The organism is Microlunatus speluncae (assembly GCF_009299835.1).
GTDB classification, from domain to species: Bacteria; Actinomycetota; Actinomycetes; order Propionibacteriales; family Propionibacteriaceae; genus Microlunatus; species Microlunatus speluncae.
In genome coordinates, this window is the sequence record NZ_VKCZ01000019.1 from 225,395 (window position 1) to 243,050 (window position 17,656).

A 17,656-nucleotide genomic window follows, 5' to 3' on the forward strand; every position below is an offset into this window, starting at 1 on the left:
CGAGGTGCCTGTCCCGGGCCGGTCGAGCCAAGATCGACCGGCACCATCCGCTATCGGGGGTAAGCGATTTCTTGACTGGCCCGGTGAGCCGCGCCGATGATGGACCAGAGATGGCAGCGGACCGGGATTCTCGAGGGCGGGCGGCGGCGCGGTCGGGCGCGTCGGTCCGGGCGACGACGCGGCCCCGGCACCGGGGTGAGCCGGTGATGATCATGATCGCCGCGATGGCGATCGCCCTGTTGCTGGTCCAGGTTTCTTTCCTGGTCGCCGTACCGGAGCCGGCACCGTTCTCGATCTCCCTCGAGGTCAGCACCACCGCGCTGTTCCTCGCCGCCGGGTTGATCGCCTGGCGACGCCGGCCGCACAATCGGATCGGGCCGCTGATGCTGCTGACCGGTCTCTCGATCTGGCTCACCAGCCTGACGATCGCTCCGGTGCCGCTGCTCGCCGCGATCGGCACGATCGCCGTGACCCTGCCGCTGGCGATGACCCTGCACCTCGTCCTGGCCTTTCCGTCGGGCCGCGTCCACGGCCGGGCAGCGGTCGCGTTGGTGGTGATCGGCTATCTGGTATCGCTGGTGCTGCAGGCGCCGCTCTACCTGATCGGTTCCGGGCCGCTGGCGCTGACCGATTCGGTCGCGGCCCAGGCCTGGCTGCCGATGATCATGGTGCTGCAGAGCGGGCTCGGCGTTTCGGCGCTGGTGGTGGCGGCGGTGGTGATCGCCCACCGCGCCCGGGGCGCCGACCCGGTCGAGCGCCGGGTGCTCGGCCCGGTGGTCTGGTATCGGATCGCCGTGCTGCTGATCGTCGGCGCGGCCGCGCTGATCGGCCGCTTCTCGGGCGGGTCCGAGGCCGCCTTGATCGCCTCCCACCTGCAGGTCGCGGCGATCATGGGAATCCCGTTGGTGTTCCTGATCGGGCTGCTGTTCGGATCGTTCGGCCGGGCCGGTGAGGTGGACGAGTTGGTGGCGCAGATCGGGGCGGCCACGCCCAGCACGGAGCAGCTGACCGCCGCGGTGGCCGACGCCCTCGGCGATCCGGGAGCCGTCGTCGTCTTCGCCCGGTCCGGTCAGCCGGGCTTCGTCGACGCCGCCGGCGAGAAGATCGAGCTGGCGGCCGATCGGACCCGCCGGCTCCATCCGGTGCGTTACGGCGGCAAGATCGTCGGCGGCATCTACTACCGGCACGGCCTGATCGCCGACGACGCCCTGTTGGACGTGCTGGCCGGGCTGGTCGGCATGGCCATGGATCAACAGCGACTGGTCGCCGAGCAGAGTGCGCTGGTGGCCGATCTGCGCGCCCGGGAGGCCGAGCTGCAGAGCTCGCGCCGGCGGCTGCTGCAGGCCGAGGACACGGAGCGGCGACGGATCGCCCGTGATCTTCACGACGGCGCCCAGCAACACCTGGTCGTGCTCGGGATGAATGCGCGCCAGCTGAGCCGCACCAGCGAAGACCCGTCGATCGCCCGCTCCGCCGCCGAGATCGCGGACGGGATGACCGGGGTGCTGGCCGAGTTCCGCGATCTGATCGCGGGCATCATGCCGGCGCCGCTGCTCGATCGCGGGCTGGTGCCGGCGGTGGAGCTGCTGGCCGAACGGATGCCGATCCCGACCCGGGTCACCGTCCGCTTCGTCCCCGAACGGCTGGCGGCCGATGCCGAGTCCACGCTCTATTTCCTGGTTTCGGAATCGCTGACCAACGTGGTCAAGCACGCCGGCGCGACCTCGGCCGAAGTGATCATCGGCGTGGCCGACGGGGTGACCCCGACGGTGGTGACGATCACCGTCGTCGACGACGGCAGCGGTGGCGTCGATCCGTCCCGGGGCACCGGGCTGCGCGGTGTCGCCGACCGGATCGCGGCGGTCGGCGGGACGTTCCAGGTCGACTCCACCGAAGGAGTCGGGAGCTCGGTGTATGCGGAGGTGCCATGCGGTTGATCATCGGCGAGGACGAAGGCCTGCTGCGCGAAGGCCTGTCCCGGCTGTTGACCGACGAGGGGTACGACGTCGTCGCCACCGCGTCGACCGCGACCGAGCTGGTGGCCCGGACCCAGGAGCTGCGGCCGGAGTTGGTGATCACCGACATCCGGATGCCGCCCAACCAGGCCCGGGACGGGATCGAGGCGGCGTTGATCTTGCGCGCCGCATTGCCCGACCTGGCCGTGCTGGTGCTCTCCCAGCACGTCGACAGCGTCGGCGCCACCGAACTGTTGACCGAGGGGGCGAAGGGGGTCGGCTATCTGCTCAAGCAGCGGCTGATCGACGTGGATCCGTTCCTGCAGGCCGTGCAGCAGGTGCTCGACGGCGGCACCGTGATCGACCCGACCGTGATCGAGACGATGATGCAGCGGTCCCGCCCGGACAACGACATCGACCGGCTCAGCCCGCGGCGCCGGGAGACGCTGGCCCTGATGGCCGAGGGGATGAGCAACTCCCGGATCGCCGCCCGGCTGTTCGTCACCGAGCATGCGGTCGCGCGCAACATCTCGGCGATCTTCGACACGCTTGGCCTGCCGCCCTCAGCCGATGATCATCGCCGGGTGCTCGCCGTGCTCCGCTATCTCGATCGGCAGGTGCAGTAGCCGATCAACGGCCTTCGGCGACCGGCGCCGAGTCCGTACCCAATGATGCGACCAGTCGGTCGGACTCGTCGTTGCGCCAGGGCCGGATCAGGCCGATCAGGACGAAGATCAACAACGCGACCACCACCGGTCCGCCGACGCTGATCGCCGTCGCCTGATCCGGTGCCAGTGCGGCGATCTGGCCGGCCACGACGAACTTGGTGATCACGAAGACGGCGAGGCCGGCGGCCCAGGAGATGATCGCCGCGCCTGGCCCGCAGCGCCGGAACAGCGGCAGCAGACCGAGCAGCATCGGGATCGCGATCGGGCCGACCAGGCCGCCGAACCAGGCGATCAGCAGGCCGAGCACTCCGCCGAACGAGCCGGCGGTCAGCGCGATCACCATGCTCAGCGCAATGAAGCTGAACACGGCGATCCGGCCCACGGTCAGCTCGGTCCGGCTGCTCAGCCCGCTCGGCCGGCGCCAGACCGCGGGCAGAATGTCCCGGGTGACGACCGACGAGATCGCGTTCGCGTCCGATCCGGTCATCGCCATCGTGTGCGAGAACAGCCCGGCCAGCACCAGCCCGATCAGTCCCGTCGGCAGCAGGTCGTGCGTGAGCCGCGCGTACGACTGGGACGGGTCGGCCAGGTCCGGCACCAGTAGCGGCGCCGCCCACATCGGGAAGAACATCACCAGCGGCCAGATCAGGTAGAGGCCGGCCGAGAGCAGGGCCGCGCGGCGGGCCGTGCTGCCGGTCGGCGAGGCGATGAACCGCTGGGCCAGGTTCCAGGTGCCGCCGTTGTACGAGAGCGTGTTGATCAACAGATAGACGACGACGAACAGCACCGTGTATTGCCCATTGAACGCGTCGCCGTGGCCCTCGGGCAGCTTGTCCCACAGGGTCCACAGCGTCGACACCCCGTCCAGGGAGCCGAGCACGACGACGAACAGCACGATGCCGGCGACGAACTGGATCAGGAACTGTCCGGTGTCGGTCAGTGCGTCGGCCCAGAGCCCGCCGATCGTCGAGTAGATGAGCGTCACGCCGCCGGTGAGCAACACACCCCAGACCAGCGGGACCCCGGCGAACACGTTCAGCAGGATGCCCATCGCGGTCCATTTGGCGCCGACGTCGAACACCTTGAGCAGGGTGCCGCTCCAGGCCAGCAACTGCTGGGTCGGCAGGTTGTATCTGATCTTGAGATACTCCAGCGGCGAGATGATGCCGAGCCGCTGCCGCAGCCTCGGCCACCGCGGGGCGAAGATGAACGCGCCGACCACCATCGCGATCGAGATCCCGAGCGCCCACCACACGTACAGGACGAAGCCTTCGGTGTACGCGATCGCGGCGTAACCGACGAACACGGCCGCGCTGTAGCCGGACATGTGGTGCGAGATGCCGGACAACCACCACGGCATCTTGCCGCCCGCGGTGAAGTAGTCGGCGGAGTTCTTGACCCGGGCCTTGGCCCAGAGCCCGATGCCGATCATCACCAGGAAGTAGCCGCCGACGACCACCCAATCGAGTGCCTGCATCTCGACACGGTGGCATGCAATCGGTTGCAGGTCAAGCGGATGGCGAGTGCCCCGGCTCAGTCCCCGGTGGGGCTCAAGGCTTGTCGGACCAGGGGAGTGGTGTCGCCGGCGAAGTAGTCCCGGAAGGAGATGATCTTGTCGTCCTGGATCCGGACCACGTGGACCTGCCGGATCTGTTGCAGCTCGGCCTGGTCGAGGAACTCGACCGTCAGGTCGACCTCGGCCACGACCAGCTCCGGATCGGCTCCCTCGTGCACGGTCAGGCTGGACCGGTCCTCGATCACCCGGGTGCCCGAGCTGCGGGTCCGGTCGAGCGCCTGCAGCATGGTCAGAATCTCATCCCGGCCGTGGAACCGGCCCGGGGTGCCGTCCGGTGCGAACGGGAACTCGACCACCGCGTCCGGCGCGTAGAACTCGAGCTGTCCGGGCCGGTCGCCGGCCCGAGCAAGGTCCAGTTGTCGCAGGTAGATGTCCTTGGCTGTCATGAGTCCTCCCGGTGCCGAATTATTCGGAGTGATCACTCCGTCTCTGACTATACGGAGTGATCACTCCGGTAATCAACCGTGCCGCCAAATTCGTTCCTGAGCCAGTCGAAGGCAGGCCGGTTACCGCCCACGCTCCTCGACGCCCGGACGATAGATTCAGCACAGAGATCCCCGACCCCGGAGTGAGCGACCATGGCCCCCAAGCAGCGCGCGGACGCGGTCCGCAACCGGGCCCGGGTGCTGGCGGCCGCCGAGGAGGTCTTCGACCGCTCGGGTCCCGGGACGTCGACGGCCGAGATCGCCCGGGTCGCCGGAGTCGGTATCGGCACCGTCTTCCGCCACTTCCCGACCAAGCGCGATCTGCTCGCGGCGATCATGAAGGACCGTCGGGAGCGGGTGGCTACGGCGGCGGAGGCGTTGATCGCCGGTGACGATCCCGAGGCGTTCTACGTCTTCTTCACCGACCTGGTGGCCGCCGCGGCGGGACGCAAATCGGTGGTCGACGCGCTGGTCGAGGAGGGCGTCGATCTCTCGGTGGACAAGCCGATCGGCTCGCTGCAGGGGATGATCGCCCCGCTGCTGCGCCGCGGTCAGGAGGCCGGCACGATCCGCGCGGACGTGGCGCTGCCGGAGGTGATGGCCCTGCTGATCGGGACCTGCCAGGCGGCGTTGTCCGGTGGCTGGCAGGCCGAGCTGCAACAGCGCACGACCAAGATCATCTTTGCCGGGCTGCGGCCCGGAGCTTGATCACCGTTCAGATCGCGTTCAACTCCACTTAAGGCCGTCGCCGTGTGCCGCTCGCCCGGGCGGCAGATCGAAGGCTCATGGTCGAACCATGGTGGCCAAACTCTCCCGGGAAGTCGCCGCGGTGCTGGCGGCCGAGATCCGCGAACTGCCGGCCGGTCACCGGCTGGACGGCGAGCACACGATCATGAAGCGGTTCGGGGTCAGCCGCAGCACCGTCCGCGCGGCGCTGAAGGAACTCCATGATCAGTATCTGGTGCGGCGCGTCCAGGGCTCCGGTACCTTCGTCAACCGGCGGATCGATTACGTGATCTCCCGCAGCCGGCGGCCGTCCCTGCACGAGACGGTCGCCAGCGCCGGTGCGAAGGCGTACACCCATCTGGTCGAGGCCGACCTGCGGCCGGTGCCGGCGCAGGTCGCGGATCGGCTCGGGGTGCCGGCGCGGGCCGAGGCCCAACGGCTGGTCCGGCTGAGCTACATCGACGACGAGGTCTCCGGCTATTCGGAGGAGTGGATCAGCCTGGACGTCTGTGATCACATCGAGGTGGGGCTGCGGGTGATCGAATCGCTGGACCAGGTGCTGCGTGGCCGCGGCTACGACCCGGTCCGGGCCTGGTGCCGGATCGGTCTGGACACGCCGCCGGCCGCGATCGGTGAACGGCTCGGCCACGACGGACCCCGGCCGACCTGGATCGTCGAGAGCCTGACCCGTAACCGCGCCGACTCCCGACCACTGATGTGCAGCACCGCCTGGACCCGCCCCGACCTGGTCCGGATGGTTCTCGAACTCGAGGAGTGACCCGCCCGCAGACGGAGTTGTCCGGTAGGTCCGCGGGGATCGTCGGGGCTTGGTCTCCGTTTGTTCACCGGCCGGCCCCGGCCGTCGTCAGGTCCGGCGCCGAGAGTGATCACGACAGACGTCGCGATCGGAATCGGCAAGGAGCGTGGAGCGATGGCTTGGGGCCTGACACGGGGGAGCGCCACGAAGGCGAGCAGGAAGGGCCGGGCCGTCGTCGCCGCGGCGCTGTTGATCGGCAGCGGCCTGCTGGCCGGCTGCGGTGAGAGCGCGGTTGCGGGTCCGGCGCCGGGGAAGGATCCGGACGTGCTGATGCTCGGTCACATTCCGAGCGAGGATTCCAGCAACATCGACGAGGAATACCAGCTGGTGATGGACGTGATCGAGAAGGAGACCGGCAAGAAGGTCGAGTTCCAGCCCGCCACCAGCTACGCCGCGGTGATCGAGGCGCAGCGGGCCGGGAAGGTGCAGCTCGCCTCGTACGGCCCGTTCTCCTACGTGGTCGCCAAGGACAGCGGGGTCGGCGTGACCGCGCTCGGCTTCCTGGCCGAGTCGAAGGACGCCACCGGCGGTTACCACTCGACCGCCTGGGTGCCGAAGGGGTCGCCGATCAAGGATCTGGCCGGCTTCAAGGGCAAGAAGGTCTGCTTCGTCGATCCGACCTCCACCTCCGGCTACCTCTATCCGTCGGCCGGGCTGCTCGAGGCCGGGCTCGATCCGAAGAAGGACGTGACGCCGATCTTCGCCGGCGGCCACGACTCCTCGGTGATCGCGATCGCCAACCAGCAGTGCGAGGCCGGCTTCTCCGAGGACACGATGCCGGAGGAGCTGACCGAGAGTGGCCAGATCGCCGCCGGCTCGGTGATCAACGTCTGGACCTCCGACCTGATCCCGTCCTCGCCGATCGTCATGAGCGATTCGCTGTCGGAGCCGTTGAAGGCGCAGCTGACCGACATCTTCGCCACCAAGCTCAACGTGGATTGGCTGTCGAGCAACGGGTATTGCGCCAGCTCGGACGCCTGTGAGCTGCCGAGCGACAAGGCCTGGGGCTACAAGCCGGTCGAGGATTCGATCTACGACGGCATCCGCGCGGTGTGCGAGGTGACCAAGTCCGACTCGTGCCAGGTGAGTTGATCATGATTCAGGATCAACGCGCGCCGGTGATCGAATTCGTCGGGGTGGACAAGCGGTTCGGTGACACGGTCGCGCTGGACGGGGTCTCGTTCTCGGTCGGTGCCGGGTCGGTCGTGGTGCTGCTCGGGCTGTCCGGCTCGGGGAAGTCGACCCTGCTGCGTCAGGTCAACGGGCTGCAGCAGCCGTCCGCGGGATCGGTGCGGGTGCTCGGTGCCGACGTGCCGGCCATCCGCGGCCGAACCCTGCGGGCGTTGCGCCGGCAGGTCGGCTTCATCTTCCAGAACTTCCATCTGGTCGGGCCCTGCACCGTGCTGGAGAACGTCTGCACCGGCCTGCTCGGTTCGCTGTTCGGCCCTCGCCTCGGGCTCGCCATGTATCCCCGGTCGGTCCGCCGGCAGGCGCTGGAACAGTTGGACCGGGTCGGGTTGGCGGACCGGGCGTTCCAACGCGCGGACACGCTGTCCGGTGGGCAGCAGCAGCGGGTGGCGATCGCCCGCGCGCTGATCCAGCGGCCGAAGATCCTGCTGGCCGACGAGCCGGTCGCCTCGCTCGATCCCGAGTCCAGTGCCCAGGTGATGCAGTTGATCACCGCGATCAGCGCCGAGGACGACCTGACCGTGGTGTGCAGCCTGCATCAGGTGGAGCTGGCGCTCGACTTCGCCGATCGGATCATCGGCCTGCGCTCCGGCGCCGTCGTGCTCGACCGGCCCGCGGCCGGCCTGACCCGGGACCAGGCGATGCAGATCTACGGGGTCGTCGGGGCCGAGCCGACGCCGATGCGACCGGTTGCGGTGGAGCTGCCGGCCATGGCCGGCTAGTCGCCGCGATGACCGTCACCGAGACTCCGGTGCGGCCCGGCCGCGGTGCCGGTCGGCCGCCGGCCGAGTTCCCGTCCCGGCCGGCGACGCCGTTCGGTCATCGGGCGATGAACCTCGTGCTGCTCGGTCTGCTCGGCGCCGCGATCTGGTCGATCATCGACCTCAAGATCAATCTCGCGACGATGACCGACGGCCTGGGCTACGCGGTGGCGTTCCTCGCGCGGGTGGTGCCGCTGGACTTTCCGCCGCTGGGCGAGATCATCACCATGGTCGGCCAGACGCTGGCCATCGTGGTCTGCGCCACCGTGCTGTCGGTGCTGCTCAGCATCCCGGTAGCCCTGCTGGCGGCACGGAACACGACGGTCAATCAGGTCACCCGCGGCGGTGCCCGGCTGATCATCGTGATCGCCCGGGCGCTGCCCGAGTTGATCTTGGCCATGTTCTTCCTGCGCATCTTCGGCCTCGGTGCGATCGCCGGCGTCCTCGCCCTCGGGCTGCATTCGGTGGGCATGGTGGGAAAGTTGTACGCCGACGCGATCGAAGAACTCGACCCCGGCCCGCGGGAGGCGCTACGGGCCACCGGCGCGACCAAGCTGCAGCAGATCACCGGCGCGATCCTGCCGCCCCTCGGCCCGGCCTTCGTGGCCACGGCGCTGCACCGGTTCGACATCAACCTGCGCGGCTCCGTGATCCTCGGCTTCGTCGGCGTCGGCGGGATCGGGCTGGAGATCGCCGGCGCCCTGAACACCATGAACTACCGGCGTGGCCTGGCGCTGGCGATGATCCTGTTGGTGATCTGTCTGATCACCGAGGTGGTCTCCGGGCTGATCCGGATGGCCCTGCTCGGCCGCGCCGCGCCGCGCCGATCACCGCTGGCCTGGCTCCGCCGCCTCACCGACCGTGCCGACCGCAACTCCGGAGGCTGGGTGCGCGGCACCGGCCATGCTGGGCCGCGCGGCACCGGGTCCGGTGGCTCCGGATCGACAGCGGTCGGGACGGGTGGCATCGGGACGAGAGGCATCGGGTCGAAAGGCATCGGGTCGGGGGCCTCGGACCAGCGACGGATCAGTCCGCCGTGGACGGGGGACCGGATCCGCCGGACGATCTCGTACCTGCTGACGGCGGTGGTGATCGGCGCCTCGCTGGCCGGCGCCCAGATCAGCCCGGAACAGCTCGCCGGCGGGCTGCAGCAGGCCACTCACATCATGTCGCTGTATCTCCCGCCGGGCCTCGGCGGCATCGGCGACAAGCTGTTCGCGGCGATGTTGGAGACCGTGCAGATGGGCCTGGCCGGGACCTTGATCGGCCTGGTGACCGCCATCCCGGTCGGCATCCTGGCCGCCCGGAATGTGGCCCCGCGACCGGGGATCGCGACCTTCTTCCGGGTGATCATCGTCAGCGTCCGCGCATTCCCCGACCTGATCATCGCGATCTGCATCGTCGTCCTGACCGGGCTCGGCCCGGTTGCCGGCGCTCTGGCCCTGTCCTTCGGCGCGGTCGGCTTCCTGAGCAAGATCATCGCCGACTCGATCGAGGAGACCGACCTCGCGGTGCAGGACGCGGTCCGATCGGGCGGCGGCGACGGCCCGCAGGTCTTCGTCGCCGCAACCCTGCGCCAGGCGGCGCCGTCCGTGGTGTCGCACGTGATGCATCAGCTGGACGTCAACGTCCGCGGCGCGACCAGCCTCGGCGTAGTCGGCGCCGGTGGGATCGGCTACTACATGACCAACGCCAACCGGGTGCTCAACTACCAGGTCGTGACCAGCTGCATGATCATGATCCTGGTGGTGATCCTGGCCATCGAAGCCCTCGCCCTCTGGGTCCGCCACCGCGTCAGCTGACCCGCCCCCAACCCCGACTTGTCAGACTCTCACCACGCTATAGCCCGGTGAGAGTCTGACAAGTCGGGGTTGGTTGGGTGGCCGGGCCGTCGGGATCGGTGAATCATGGCGGCATGATCACGCTTCCAGCTCGGCTGCGGGCGAAGGCGTCGCTGACGACGGCGGGCCAGGCCTGGTTGGCGACCCTGCCGGAGCTGTGCCGTCGGCTCGCTGCTGACTGGTCGGTGCGGCTCGGCGAGCCGTTCGACGAGTGTCACGTGTCCTTGGTCGTGGCGGCGGATCGGGCCGGTGAACCCGTGGCCCTGAAGGTGCCGCTGCCGGTCACGATCGAGTTGGGCACCTTGGCCGCCGGCGTCCGCTCGGCCGAGGCCGCAGCACTCCGGGTCTGGGCCGGGGCGGGAGCGGTGCGGCTGCTCGAGCATGATCACGAGACCGGCGCCCTGCTGATCGAGCGATGCGTGCCCGGGGAGCCTCTCGCCCGGGCGGGGGACGCCGACGAGGCGGACCTGGTCGCAGTCGCGATGTTGGACCGTCTGCACGGCGCCGAGCCGCCGCCCGGGACGTTCGACCGACTGACCGATCGGGCGGCGCGGCTGGCTCGGGAGCTTCCGGAACGATTCGAACGGCTTCAAGGCTCATTCGATCGGCGATGGCTGGAGCCGGCCATCGCGGATCTGGCCGCGCTGTCGGCGGGCGGCACCGCCGAGGTGCTGCTGCACGGTGATTTCCACCACGACAACATCCTGGCCGCGGAGCGTGAGCCCTGGCTGGCCATCGACCCGCTGCCGATGTTGGGGGATCCGGCTTATGACGCGGTGCAGTTCCTCCTGTTCCGCAAGGGCGACCTGGCCGAGCCGGCGGTGGAGTGGGACCGCGTGATCAGCCGATTCTGCGGGCTGCTCGGTGTCGAAGCCGAGCGGGTGAAGGCCTGGATGTTCGTGCGGCTGATCACGGACGCCGTGGCGGCTGCCGAGGAAGGCGTGACCTCGGCGGAGTCGGATGCTTGGCAGGGAGATCTCTGGACGGCTCGGCTGGTGCACCGCCTTCGGAAGTGATCACCAGGGTGTTGCGGCCGGCGTCCCCTGGAATCCGACCGCCAGCCGCTCCGACACTCGCGACACGCCGCAAGATCGAAGGGGAGCGGCGCGCTGGTGGTCGGATTCCAGGGCGGCGTGCGCCCAGATCACGAAGAAGTCGGCCGGTCGGGTGGGATCAGGGGAGAGGCGTCGATCAGGCGGGCGACTTGGATGGCGACGTCGTCCTGATGCGGCGGCGCCACGACCTGGGCGCCGACCGGGAGGCCGTCGAGGAGTCCGATCGGGACCGTGATCGCCGGGTGGCCCGAGAGGTTGAAGGCCCAGCACAGCTGGCAGGCCGGCAGATGATCTTCATACTCGAGGTAGGGATAGGCGGTCTGCGGCGTCGTCGGTGTGATCAGCGCATCGATCTCCGCGAACATCTCGGCCAGGGCCCGATCCAACTCGCGACGAGAGGCCAGTGCCGCTGTCAGATCTTCATGATCGACCGGCCGGCCCTGGTCCAGTGCATAGAGTGACAGCCAGGCCCGCTCCGGATCGGCCAGCTCGGCCCGTACCGATACCAGCTCGACCAGACCGGCTCGCGCCGACTCCGCCACCCGAGCGCGGACCAGTTCGGCGACGGACGGATCCGGGCTGGAATATCCCAAGGCGGCCGAGAAGGCGACACGCGGCGGCCGCCGGACGGGGGTGGTCGCCGGGTCCCAACGGGGGAGGGCCGTCGAGTCGTTCGGGTGGCTGCCGCTGGCCACTCGGGTCGCGATGACGACATCGTCGATGCCTGCGCCGATCACGCCGCTGCCGGTGAGCTGGGCCAGCCCGCGCCCGGCACCCCGCGGCAACCGGCCGACGGTGCCCTTGAACCCGACCACACCGCAGAATGCAGCCGGGATCCGCAACGATCCCGCACTGTCGCCGCCGGTCGCGAAGGGCACCACCCGGGCGGCGACCGCCACGGCCGAGCCGGCCGACGATCCGCCGGGCGAGCGGTCCAGCCGCCACGGATTCCGGGTGTGGTCCCGCCCGTTCCAACCCCAGGACTGGGAGACGGCGCCGGGAGTCGGGCGAGTGGTCGTGCCGATCGGAATCGCTCCGGCGGCGACCAACCGCTCCACCACCGGTGTGTCCAGCCCGGTCCCCTCCTTGATCATGAACGGCACCCCGGCCAGCTCGCCCCGTCGCCCAGGCGGTCGATCATCGACCGCGCCGGCCAGCCGTCGGGCCAGTTCGTGCCACGGCTCGGCCACGAAGTGAAGATCGACATCGAGCCGAGCCATCGCCCGCAACGCGACCTCCACCCCCGACCGAGCCGAGACCCGCCCATCGTTCACGTCGTCGGCGATCCCCATGCGCCGACCCTAACCACGCCGACTTGTCAGAACTGAGTTGTGTCAGGGGGCTACTCAGTTCTGACAACTCGGCGGGGGTGGAGCGTGGGCCGGTCCCTGCCGGGGCGGGCTGATCACGTTGCTTGGCCTTCGCTCCCTTTTCTCCGGCTCCGCGACACCATTAGCTGGGGCGAGGCACGAGGTGGTGGGGCGAAGGTCGACGGGTGCGGTCGGGGGCGGATGGCCCGACCCGCAGGTGCCGTCGACCATCTCCTGGGCGGAGGAAGTTCCAGGCACCTTCCCGGCGCGATCAGCGGCGCGCTGATGCCGAGGACCAACTCCTGCCGAGTTGTCAGAACTGAGTAGCCCCAGAGCACAACTCAGTTCTGACAACTCGGCGGAGGGCTTGGAGCCGGACACACTCTCTGCCCGGCGTGCTGATCACGCTGCTCGGCCTTCGCTCCCTTTTTCCGGCTCCGCGACGCCAGTAGCAGGGGCGAAGCACGAGGAGGTGAGGCGAAGGGTGTGGGGCGGGTCGGGGTCGCGGAATCGGCGACGTTGCCGATCACTTGGCCGAGTTGTCAGAACTGAGTTGTGTCAGGGGGCTACTCAGTTCTGACAACTCGGCGGGGGTGGAGCGTGGGCCGGTCCCTGCCGGGGCGGGCTGATCACGTTGCTTGGCCTTCGCTCCCTTTCTCCGGCTCCGCGACACCAGTAGCTGGGGCGAGGCACGAGGTGGTGGGGCGAAGGGCGGCGGGTGCGGTCGGGGGCGGCTGGCCCGGGCCGCAGGTGCTGTCGACCATCTCCTGGGCGGAGGGGAACCCGGGCACCTTCCCGGCGCGCGATCATCGAGGCGGTGACGTCGAGGACCAATTCCAGCCGAGTTGTCAGAACTGAGTAGCCCCAGAGCACAACTCAGTTCTGACAACTCGGCGGAGGGTGGGATCGGCCTCTCCGGTTGGAGGCGGAGGGACCGAGGCGTGGAGGCCGTCGGGCATTCCTGGTGGGGAGTGGGCGGTGACAAGAGGCTGTGGTGTTCGGGGGGTGTTCATCGGGCGGTCAGGTTGGCGCGATTCTGTTGCCGGTCCGGCGTTGCAGGCTCGATCACGACAGTGAAACCTGCTGAGGATCGAGGCCCGATGGATGGATTGCCTACCAGGGAAGCGATGAGTAGGGAAGATCTCTGCTCCGAGTTGAGCATGATCGAGGCGTCCGGATTGATCGCGCTGGCGGACGAGTGCATCGCCGGCGAGACCGAGCTGATGATCACCCGGCCGCCGACGGTCGGCAGCGTGGTCACCCAGGTCCGGGAGCCGGTGGCCGAGCAGCGGTTCATTCTGGCCGACGTGCTGGCGTGCTCGGCCGAGGTGAGTCTGCGGGGGCAGCTCGGCTGGGGGATGCGGATGGGCGCCGATCGGCGGGCCGCACTGGCCGCGGCGATCTGTGACGCGGAGGTCGTCTCGTCCGGACCGTACGCGACCCGGGTGATCGATCTGTGCCGCGAGGGCCGGGCGCGCCGGGAGGCCGAACGCGCCGCCGAGTGGGCCCGGCTGGCCCCGTCCATCGTCGAATTCGAGGAGATCCCGTGACGCTCATCGCCGATCCCCGCTCCGCCGTACCGTCGGATGCCGACGCCGACTGGCCGGTGTTGCGGGCGCTCAGCGCCGACACCTCGCAGCGGGTGTTCCGGGCCTGCCTCGACGCCCTGGCTCGGCCCGGCACCCGGCACGCGTTGCCCATCGGTGTGCTGCCCGCCGGGGTGCCGCCCGTCGCCTTGGCGCCGCTCGCGTTGACCGACCTGATGGCTCCTCTGGCCGGGTTGGGTGCGGCGAGCGGCCTGGCCCGGCGGGTCGCCACCGCTACCGGAGCTCGGTTGGTCGACCCCGAGCAGGCGCGGTTCGCGTTGGCGCTGGCGGACAGCGGTGAGTTGGTACGACTGCCGATCGGCAGTGCGTGGTCGCCGGAGTTCGGGGCGATGCTCTGTCAGCGGGTCGGTGCCGTGCGGGGCGAAACCGGGCCTGCCCTTCGACAGGCTCAGGGAACGAACAAACCAGCGGCTCAGGGAACGAACAAACCAGCGGCTCAGGGAACGAAACCAGCGGCTCAGGGAACGAACAAGCGGCCGGCCGGGGGAGACGTCGGTAGGTCGGCTCAGGGAGCGGATGAGGGCAGGACTCGGGAAGCGGCCGAGTGGTCGGCTCAGGAGATCGAGCAAGGGGCTCAGGTCGTGGTCGGGCCAATGGATCAAGGAACGATCGGGCAGGCGGGTCAGGGGGCGAACGTGTCAGCGGAGGAGTTGCGGCTGACGCTGACCGGGCCGGGGATCAAGGATGCGACCATGATCATGGTCGCGGGGCTCGGGGTGAAATTCTTCACCGCCCGAGCTGAGCTGATCGAGGGGTTCCCGGCCGGGATCGACGTTCTCTTGATCACCGACGACGGTACGGTCACCGGGTTGCCCCGGACCACCCGGATCGAGGTCGGCTGATGTACGCGGGGACCAACAAGGGTGGCACCGAGGCGATCATCGCGGCCGAGCGGCTGGTGCTGCAGCGACGGTCGCTGCTCGACGGGGTGATCACCGTCGATCAGGTGATCGAGTGTTTCCCGATCGCGCTGGACAAGATCATGGGCGAGGGCGGGTTGTGGGATCCTCCGACGGCCGCGACCGCGTTCCTTCAGGCCGGCGGCGATGCGGCCGAGGCGGTGCACCTGTTGCGCGCCCACCGGTCGACGCTGCCGCGGCTGGCGTACTCCGAACCGGTGCAGCCGCGGGAGCTGGAGTTGTTGCGCCGGATCGTGCCGGCGCATCGCAAGCCCGACGGCCCGCAATTGCTGGGCGAGACGGTCGACTACACCGCCCGGCTGATCCATCTGGGCGGCGAGCCGCCGCTGCCCGTCGAGCCGATCGAGTCCGTTGATCATGATCAGGCGGAGCCGGAGCCGGACGAGCCGTTCCGCCGCTACCGCGACTATCTCGCCGACCGGGGCGTGCTGGTCGACCGGAGCGACCCGGCCGACCCGGAGCCGTTCGACCTGGCGCTGGTCGCACCGCAGTTGCCGGCCGAGCGCTCTGCACTGTTGTCGGCGATGGCGCTGGCCGAGACCGGTGGCTTGATCAACATCTGGTATCAGTCAATCATCGGCCCGGACGGCTACACCGACGAGTCGGTCACCCTGGGCGAGGTCCGGCACGGCCGGATCCCGGTCCGGGTGCGCCATCCGCACACCGGGAACCCGGTGCAGATCGGGCGGATCCGGGTCAGCGAGACCGAGGCGATCACCCACCTGACCGAGCGCGGCGAGGACGCGGCGAAGTTCGACGTCGGCTACGGCATGGCGCTCGGCCACAACGAACGCAAGACGATCGCGATGGCCAGCCTGGACTGCGCCGCGCAACGGTTCCGTGGCACCGAGGGCGGCAAGCGGCTGGACCAGATCCTGCTCCACACCACCGACGGCCTCGCGTCCTGCGGCTTCCTGGAGCACCTGAAGCTGCCGCACTACGTCACCTTCCGGTCCCAGCTGGAACGGGCCGAGGCGGCGGCCGGCGAGGCCGGGACCTTGATCAACTCCGCCATCGACCAGGAAGAGGACTGCGATCATGATCACGAGCATTGATCAACTGATCGACGAGCCGGCCGACCGGGCACCGGTGGTGATGGACGAGCAGGCGAAGCGGGAGGTGCGCCGGGCCTGCCTGTCCGGGGTCTGCGTGCCCGGCTACATCGTCCCGTTCGGCTCCCGCGAGATGCCGGTCGCCCGGGGCTGGGGATCCGGCGGGCTGCAGGTCACGCTCGCGGTCGGCGGCCCGGACGACTCGGTCAAGGTGATCGACCAGGGCGACGAGGAGGGCGTCAACGCGGTCAACCTGCGCCGGCTGATCGCCGGCACGCTGCGCTGCCGGACCACCGCCGACACCCTCGACGCCACGATCGTCCAGTCCCGGCACCGGGTGCCGGAGGACGCGCTGGACGGCGACGACATCCTGGTGTTGCAGGTGCCGCAGTCCGAGCCGCTGCGCAAGGTCGAGAAGTCGGTCTACGAGTGCAAGCGCCGGCACGCGGAGGGCGACTACGCCAAGATGTGGGTCGGCCTGTACGAGAGCCTGGCGCAGAACGGCGTGATCAGCGGCGGCGCCGGCTATCCGGTCATGGTCCAAGATCGTTATCTGATGGCGCCCAGCCCGATCCCGCGCTGGGACATCCCGCGACTGCACGACAGTGATCATCTGACCCTGCTCAGCCACGGCCGGGACAAGAAGATCTACGCCGTGCCGCCGCACACCAAGGTCGAGCCGCTGACCTTCACCGACGTGCCGTTCGAGGTCGAATACACGGCCGGCAGCCGGTGCGGCCTGTGCGGCTCCGACGACACCTTCCTGGTCGAGACGAGCTCGGGCGACTTCCTCTGCTCGGACGTGCAGTGGTGCCTGAAGGTCCGCGCCGGTGAAGCCGATCATGATCATCGAGCCCGGTCGCCGCTGCACCTGCTGCCCGATCCGGCCCGCCGGGTCCGGGCCACGGCGGCGACCGAACGGAGGTCCTGGCAGGCCCCGCCGGCCGGCGTCACGGCTCCCGGCGAGGAATGGTCGATCAAGGTCGCCGGCCTGGGCAAGACCTACCGCGGCTATCGCGGCTCCAGCGAGGTGGTCGCGGCAGCCGAGGTGAGCTTCGACGTCGCGCCGGGCGAGGCGCTCGGCATCATCGGGGAGTCCGGCTCGGGCAAGTCGACCGTGATGCGCTGCCTAATCGGCGACGAGTCGGAGGCCGAGGGCGAGGTCTTCCTGGGCGCGTTGGACCAGGGCCGGACCAACGCTCTTGATCTTGATCCGGCCGGACGCCGGACGTTGCGGATCGGCACCCTGAGCGTGGTCTACCAGGATCCGGCGGCCGGGCTCGACCTCGGCATCTCGGCCGGCGGCAACGTCGCCGACCGGCTGACCGCGGCCGGCTGGCGCTCGTACCACGCGATCAGAGACCGGGCCGCCGAGCTGCTGGACCGGGTCGAGGTGCCGACGGACCGGATGGACGACGTGGTCGGCCAGTTCTCCGGCGGCATGCGGCAGCGGGTGCAGATCGCCAAGGCGCTGGCCACCGATCCGCAGGTGCTGCTGCTGGACGAGCCGACCACCGGACTGGACGCTTCCGTCGCCGCCGGCGTTCTCGACCTGCTCCGCGAACTGCTGGCCGAGCGGGAGATCGCGGTGGTCGTGGTCAGCCACGATTTCGCGGTGATCGACGCGCTGACCGATCGGGCGCTGGTGATGCGGCACGGCCGGGTGATCGAGACCGGCCTGACCGACCAGCTGTTCGCCGACCCGCACCATCCGTACACGCAGCGGCTCGTCGCCGCCGCCAAGCACTGAGAGGA

The 17,656-nt window shown here is 69.6% G+C and carries 15 protein-coding genes; 12 read left to right on the top strand and 3 right to left on the bottom strand.

Annotation, left to right across the window (positions count from 1 at the left end; all coding sequences use genetic code 11):
* Positions 1–110 precede the first annotated feature (110 nt).
* Entirely contained in the window at positions 111–1,937 is a 1,827-nt protein-coding gene (locus tag FNH24_RS23365) for a sensor histidine kinase (protein WP_152364651.1), read from the top strand.
* Positions 1,928–2,581, top strand: coding sequence for a response regulator transcription factor (locus tag FNH24_RS23370; RefSeq protein ID WP_152364652.1), 654 nt, complete (start codon positions 1,928–1,930; stop codon positions 2,579–2,581). The genes FNH24_RS23365 and FNH24_RS23370 overlap by 10 nt, the downstream gene beginning before the upstream one ends.
* Positions 2,582–2,585: 4 nt before the next feature.
* Here the strand turns inward: FNH24_RS23370 and FNH24_RS23375 are convergent, their stop codons facing one another.
* Both FNH24_RS23375 and FNH24_RS23380 read right to left on the bottom strand, forming a co-directional pair.
* Positions 2,586–4,100: a sodium:solute symporter family protein gene (locus FNH24_RS23375; RefSeq protein WP_152364653.1), complete on the bottom strand. Its 1,515-nt coding sequence runs from the start codon at positions 4,098–4,100 to the stop codon at positions 2,586–2,588.
* Between the two features lie 56 nt (positions 4,101–4,156).
* A complete protein-coding gene (locus tag FNH24_RS23380) occupies positions 4,157–4,585 on the bottom strand; it encodes a nuclear transport factor 2 family protein (protein ID WP_152364654.1) in 429 nt (142 codons plus the stop codon).
* Between the two features lie 192 nt (positions 4,586–4,777).
* On the opposite strand from FNH24_RS23380, the gene FNH24_RS23385 reads away from it, so the two are divergent.
* The 6 genes from FNH24_RS23385 to FNH24_RS23410 all read left to right on the top strand — a co-directional run bounded on the left by FNH24_RS23385 (position 4,778) and on the right by FNH24_RS23410 (position 10,973).
* On the top strand, positions 4,778–5,332 hold the full coding sequence (locus FNH24_RS23385; RefSeq protein ID WP_152364655.1) for a TetR/AcrR family transcriptional regulator: 555 nt from the start codon (positions 4,778–4,780) through the stop codon (positions 5,330–5,332).
* An 88-nt stretch (positions 5,333–5,420) separates the two neighbouring features.
* Positions 5,421–6,128, top strand: a complete 708-nt coding sequence (locus tag FNH24_RS23390; protein ID WP_152364656.1) for a GntR family transcriptional regulator — start codon at positions 5,421–5,423, stop codon at positions 6,126–6,128.
* A gap of 153 nt (positions 6,129–6,281) precedes the next feature.
* Positions 6,282–7,259 (top strand): phosphate/phosphite/phosphonate ABC transporter substrate-binding protein, encoded by a 978-nt coding sequence (locus tag FNH24_RS23395; RefSeq protein ID WP_152364657.1) that lies wholly within the window; start codon positions 6,282–6,284, stop codon positions 7,257–7,259.
* 2 nt (positions 7,260–7,261) lie between these two features.
* On the top strand, positions 7,262–8,077 hold the full coding sequence (gene phnC, locus FNH24_RS23400) for a phosphonate ABC transporter ATP-binding protein (protein WP_152364658.1): 816 nt from the start codon (positions 7,262–7,264) through the stop codon (positions 8,075–8,077).
* An 8-nt stretch (positions 8,078–8,085) separates the two neighbouring features.
* Positions 8,086–9,918: a phosphonate ABC transporter, permease protein PhnE gene (gene phnE, locus FNH24_RS23405; RefSeq protein ID WP_217428446.1), complete on the top strand. Its 1,833-nt coding sequence runs from the start codon at positions 8,086–8,088 to the stop codon at positions 9,916–9,918.
* 113 nt (positions 9,919–10,031) lie between these two features.
* Positions 10,032–10,973, top strand: coding sequence for an aminoglycoside phosphotransferase family protein (locus FNH24_RS23410; protein WP_152364659.1), 942 nt, complete (start codon positions 10,032–10,034; stop codon positions 10,971–10,973).
* 128 nt (positions 10,974–11,101) lie between these two features.
* On the opposite strand, the gene FNH24_RS23415 is transcribed toward FNH24_RS23410, so the two are convergent.
* Positions 11,102–12,304, bottom strand: a complete 1,203-nt coding sequence (locus FNH24_RS23415) for an amidase (protein ID WP_152364660.1) — start codon at positions 12,302–12,304, stop codon at positions 11,102–11,104.
* 1,145 nt (positions 12,305–13,449) lie between these two features.
* On the opposite strand from FNH24_RS23415, the gene FNH24_RS23420 reads away from it, so the two are divergent.
* From FNH24_RS23420 to FNH24_RS23435, 4 genes are read left to right on the top strand one after another with little or no spacing between them, the layout of a single operon-like run.
* Positions 13,450–13,872: a phosphonate C-P lyase system protein PhnG gene (locus FNH24_RS23420; protein WP_161606282.1), complete on the top strand. Its 423-nt coding sequence runs from the start codon at positions 13,450–13,452 to the stop codon at positions 13,870–13,872.
* Positions 13,869–14,771, top strand: a complete 903-nt coding sequence (locus FNH24_RS23425; RefSeq protein WP_161606283.1) for a phosphonate C-P lyase system protein PhnH — start codon at positions 13,869–13,871, stop codon at positions 14,769–14,771. The genes FNH24_RS23420 and FNH24_RS23425 overlap by 4 nt, the downstream gene beginning before the upstream one ends.
* Positions 14,771–15,904: a carbon-phosphorus lyase complex subunit PhnI gene (locus FNH24_RS23430; RefSeq protein WP_217428448.1), complete on the top strand. Its 1,134-nt coding sequence runs from the start codon at positions 14,771–14,773 to the stop codon at positions 15,902–15,904. Before FNH24_RS23425 ends, FNH24_RS23430 begins: the two co-directional genes overlap by 1 nt.
* The gene (locus tag FNH24_RS23435) at positions 15,888–17,651 is read left to right on the top strand and encodes an alpha-D-ribose 1-methylphosphonate 5-phosphate C-P-lyase PhnJ (protein ID WP_152364664.1); all 1,764 of its coding nucleotides are present in this window, start codon (positions 15,888–15,890) and stop codon (positions 17,649–17,651) included. Before FNH24_RS23430 ends, FNH24_RS23435 begins: the two co-directional genes overlap by 17 nt.
* Positions 17,652–17,656: the final 5 nt, after the last annotated feature.

Coding starts and splice junctions, on each gene's coding strand:
- FNH24_RS23365 (WP_152364651.1), top strand. CDS start 111: ATGGCAGCGGACCGGGATTCTCGAGGGCGGGCGGCGGCGCGGTCGGGC.
- FNH24_RS23370 (WP_152364652.1), top strand. CDS start 1,928: ATGCGGTTGATCATCGGCGAGGACGAAGGCCTGCTGCGCGAAGGCCTG.
- FNH24_RS23375 (WP_152364653.1), bottom strand. CDS start 4,100: ATGCAGGCACTCGATTGGGTGGTCGTCGGCGGCTACTTCCTGGTGATG.
- FNH24_RS23380 (WP_152364654.1), bottom strand. CDS start 4,585: ATGACAGCCAAGGACATCTACCTGCGACAACTGGACCTTGCTCGGGCC.
- FNH24_RS23385 (WP_152364655.1), top strand. CDS start 4,778: ATGGCCCCCAAGCAGCGCGCGGACGCGGTCCGCAACCGGGCCCGGGTG.
- FNH24_RS23390 (WP_152364656.1), top strand. CDS start 5,421: ATGGTGGCCAAACTCTCCCGGGAAGTCGCCGCGGTGCTGGCGGCCGAG.
- FNH24_RS23395 (WP_152364657.1), top strand. CDS start 6,282: ATGGCTTGGGGCCTGACACGGGGGAGCGCCACGAAGGCGAGCAGGAAG.
- phnC (WP_152364658.1), top strand. CDS start 7,262: ATGATTCAGGATCAACGCGCGCCGGTGATCGAATTCGTCGGGGTGGAC.
- phnE (WP_217428446.1), top strand. CDS start 8,086: ATGACCGTCACCGAGACTCCGGTGCGGCCCGGCCGCGGTGCCGGTCGG.
- FNH24_RS23410 (WP_152364659.1), top strand. CDS start 10,032: ATGATCACGCTTCCAGCTCGGCTGCGGGCGAAGGCGTCGCTGACGACG.
- FNH24_RS23415 (WP_152364660.1), bottom strand. CDS start 12,304: ATGGGGATCGCCGACGACGTGAACGATGGGCGGGTCTCGGCTCGGTCG.
- FNH24_RS23420 (WP_161606282.1), top strand. CDS start 13,450: ATGAGTAGGGAAGATCTCTGCTCCGAGTTGAGCATGATCGAGGCGTCC.
- FNH24_RS23430 (WP_217428448.1), top strand. CDS start 14,771: ATGTACGCGGGGACCAACAAGGGTGGCACCGAGGCGATCATCGCGGCC.
- FNH24_RS23435 (WP_152364664.1), top strand. CDS start 15,888: ATGATCACGAGCATTGATCAACTGATCGACGAGCCGGCCGACCGGGCA.